Source organism: Planktosalinus sp., assembly GCF_059864935.1.
Genome location: NZ_JCBCCK010000265.1, coordinates 1 through 3,828, shown reverse-complemented (window position 1 = coordinate 3,828; position 3,828 = coordinate 1). Strand labels below are relative to the sequence as shown.

Below are 3,828 nucleotides of genomic sequence, written 5' to 3'. Positions count from 1 at the left end.
GAACACGTCCTCTCCAAAGGCGGTACAGAACACCCCATGGTGCTGTACAAACGCTTCCGCGGAAAAGAGCCCAATCCGGAGCATTTGTTGAAACGGGCGGGGTTGTTGGAGTAATGGTTGATGAATAAGTTATTTGATTTGGAAGCGAGAAAAGTCAAAGCCAAAATAGTAGATTTTACATCAAAAAATCCCTGAAATTTTCACGGTTTACTACTGTAAAATTACCTTTGTAATTTTCTTGAAAGGTTTTAGGTAATTTTGTGTTTTTTTTTGGGCTCCATTTAAACTCAAAAGCATTTACACTGCTTCCTGACACTTCTACATAGTCTATTTCTTGTTGGCTGGTAGTTCGCCAAAAATGGGATATTGACTTGCCTCCATCATAGAGGTTTTTCTTTAATCGTTCAGAGATTAAAAAATTCTCCCAAAGAGCTCCTTTATCCTGCCTTAAATCCAATTCGTCAAAATTTCCTAAAACCATGTTTCTTACGCCATTATCATAAAAATAGATTTTCTTGTTGTTTTTGATTTCGTTCCTAATATTTCTGCTAAAGCCTGAAAGCCGAAAAACAACAAAAGACTGTTCGAGTAAATAGATGTAATTTGCAACGGTATTTTTGTCAATCCCTAATAGTTGGGCCAATTCATTATAACTAACCTCACTCCCCATTTGAAGTGCCAATGCTTTGATTAATTTTTCAAGGATTTCAGGTTTTCTTATTCCGCCATAAGCAAGGATATCTTTAAAAAGAAAGCTATTAACTAAATTTTTAAGCACTTCATATGCATCCTCTGGGTGATTAATCACGTCTGGATACATCCCATAAAGCAAGCGCAATTCAAGTTGTTGTTCACTTTTTAAAAAACCGTAGTGATTTTCAAACTCATTCCATGATATGGGTAAAAGCTGAAACTCCCACTTACGCCCAGTTAAAGGCTCTGCCAAAGCACTGTTTATATCAAGTGCCGATGAACCACCCACATAAAGCTGAACATCTTTAAATTGGTCTGTAATCAACTTTAATGTAATGCCAATATTTGCAATACGTTGCGCTTCATCAATGAAAACCAACTTATGATTTCCTATGATGGACTTTAGTTTTTCTGTATTGGGCTCTTCTAAAAGCGATCGCACAGTGGGATCATCACAGTCTAAAAATAAAAAAGGAACTTTTAGAATGCTTTTTATTAATGTGGTTTTCCCAACCTGTCTTGGACCTAATAAAATAATAGCTTTACCTTTGTTATTTTTAGAAACAATACGCGATTTCAATATTCTTTCTATCATTTTTAGTGATTATATTCACCAAATATAAATATTTTTGGTGAATATAATCTCCATTTTACGCTTTTTTAGATTATGAATTCCTTAAAAAACCTCAAGCACCAACCAAAATATCGGAATCCCGTCCACCCATAAAGTGGTGAAATAAGTTGACCTTTTGGGATTCGAAAAAAGGAGAAACACGGCAGTTACTATTAGGATTAAATACGTCCATTGCAAAGGATTTGAAAGGAAGGTTTGCAACCAAAACTCAAGTAAGCCAACTAACCCAAGCAACACAACACCGAGGATTTTTGTGTTTTTTATTCCGATGCGTTGGGGGATCGTTCCCAAAGAAAGGGCATCATTTTTCAGGTCCCTGATTTCAAAAGGCAGTACTAAAGCCAATATAAACAAAAACCGTTGCAACAACAATAGCAACTCTGTTTCCCCTAATGTAATATTAGAATGCCCTACTGGAAAAACTACAGTAACTATCGCCCAAACAGTGGCTATTATGCCAATCTTGAGTCCGGAGATATTGCGTAAGTTTTTTCCGCCCGGAAGTGCAGGAACAGCATAAAACAGTGTGAATAAAACCGTGAGTAAAATCCACCACCAAAGTCGAATGGGCAACAACCACATAAACCAACCCATTGCCAAAAAAGCCAGCAATGAAAACAATTGAATCCACCTCATATTTTGCGGTAGTGAACGATGATGCCATTTGGCGATACCGGCATACAATACAAAATTATATCCTGTGATTGTAGCCGTAAAAACAAAACCCAATAATAACCAGTCAATAATTAAATCAAATGAAATAAAGGTTATCCACGTCAAAGCCATAGCCGAAACAGCCACATGGATACTGCTCTGTATATAAAAATTTAGAAGTTTTTGAAATAGTTTCACCAAACAAAAATAGTCAAGCTGTTCATAACCCATCCTTTCAGTTGAAAAATTATCGCAATTCTATGTTTTTCGTCATTAAAATTTCCACTTTAAAATTGTACTTTTGCGTCCTTAAAATCATATCTTTATGAATACAGATTCTTTTGCATTGCGCCACATTGGCCCGCGCGAAGCAGACCTCCCCGAAATGTTGAAAACCATTGGTGTTGATTCAATTGACCAATTGATATACGAAACCGTTCCAGATGACATTTTATTGAAAAAACAAATGGATTTGCCACGCGCCCTATCAGAGCAGGAATACCTGGCTCACATTGGTGATCTGGCAAATAAGAATAAAATATTTAAAACCTACATTGGATTAGGCTATCACAATACAAACCTGCCTCCGGTTATTCAACGAAACATTCTTGAAAACCCGGGTTGGTACACAGCCTATACACCCTATCAGGCAGAGATTGCCCAGGGCCGTTTGGAAGCGCTTTTGAATTTTCAAACCATGGTTTCCGATTTGACTAAAATGGAACTGGCAAACGCTTCCCTCCTTGACGAATCGACTGCTGCTGCAGAGGCTATGGCGTTGTTATTTGCTGTGCGTGACCGTCAACAACAAAAAGATGGTGTTGTCAAGTTTTTTGTTTCGGAAGAAGTGTTGCCACAAACAATTTCCCTGCTAAAAACCAGGGCCATTCCAATTGGCATCGAACTGGTTATTGGGAATCATGAAGATTTTGATTTCTCAACTGAATATTTTGGCTGTTTGCTTCAATATCCGGGAAAAAGCGGAATGGTCTATGACTATGCAGACTTTATCGAAAAGGCAAAATCAGCTTTTATAAAAATTGCCGTTGCTGCCGATATTTTAAGTCTGGTCAAACTAAAAGCTCCCGGCGAAATGGGTGTCGATGTTGTTGTTGGAACCACCCAGCGTTTTGGAATCCCCATGGGTTATGGCGGACCTCACGCAGCCTTTTTTGCTACGAAAGAAGCTTACAAGCGCGACATTCCCGGAAGAATTATCGGGGTAACCAAAGATACTGATGGAAACCGTGCACTGCGCATGGCCTTGCAGACCCGTGAGCAGCATATCAAGCGTGACCGGGCTACTTCAAACATCTGTACCGCTCAGGTTTTATTAGCCGTTATGGCCGGAATGTACGCTGTTTATCACGGTCCAAAAGGCCTTGAATATATCGCCAACAAAGTTCACAACACCGCTTCAACTACCGAAAAAGCACTTGAAAAACTGGGATACTCTCAAACCAACTCGACTTACTTTGATACCATTCAAATCAAAGCCGATTCTTCTAAAATAAAATCCATTGCAGAAGCAAACGAAGTCAACTTCTACTATCCCGATGCAGAAACCGTAGTGATGTCTTTCAACGAGACTACCACTGTTGAAGACCTCAACACCATAATCCGTATTTTTGCTGAGGCAGCAGGTAAACCTTCTTTTAAAATAGAAGAAACTCCCTCTCCTTTGGGGATGGCGGGGGGTGAGGACTCTAGAATCCCCGAAAGCGTCAACAGAAAAACCGATTTCCTGACACACGAAATTTTCAACACTTACCAGTCTGAAACAGACATGATGCGCTACATCAAAAAACTGGAGCGAAAGGACTTGTCATTAAACCACTCGATGATTT

2 protein-coding genes and 1 pseudogene are annotated in these 3,828 nt (G+C 39.0%); 1 reads left to right on the top strand and 2 read right to left on the bottom strand.

Annotation, left to right across the window (positions count from 1 at the left end; translation table 11 throughout):
* Positions 1-175 precede the first annotated feature (175 nt).
* Positions 176-1,288 (bottom strand): DUF8612 domain-containing protein, encoded by a 1,113-nt coding sequence (locus AC6F75_RS08900; RefSeq protein WP_500714655.1) that lies wholly within the window; start codon positions 1,286-1,288, stop codon positions 176-178.
* 81 nt (positions 1,289-1,369) lie between these two features.
* Positions 1,370-2,212: a UbiA prenyltransferase family protein gene (locus AC6F75_RS08895; protein ID WP_500714654.1), complete on the bottom strand. Its 843-nt coding sequence runs from the start codon at positions 2,210-2,212 to the stop codon at positions 1,370-1,372.
* A 94-nt stretch (positions 2,213-2,306) separates the two neighbouring features.
* On the opposite strand from AC6F75_RS08895, the pseudogene AC6F75_RS08890 reads away from it, so the two are divergent.
* Positions 2,307-3,828 (top strand): annotated as a pseudogene (locus AC6F75_RS08890) (aminomethyl-transferring glycine dehydrogenase); the annotation flags it as partial.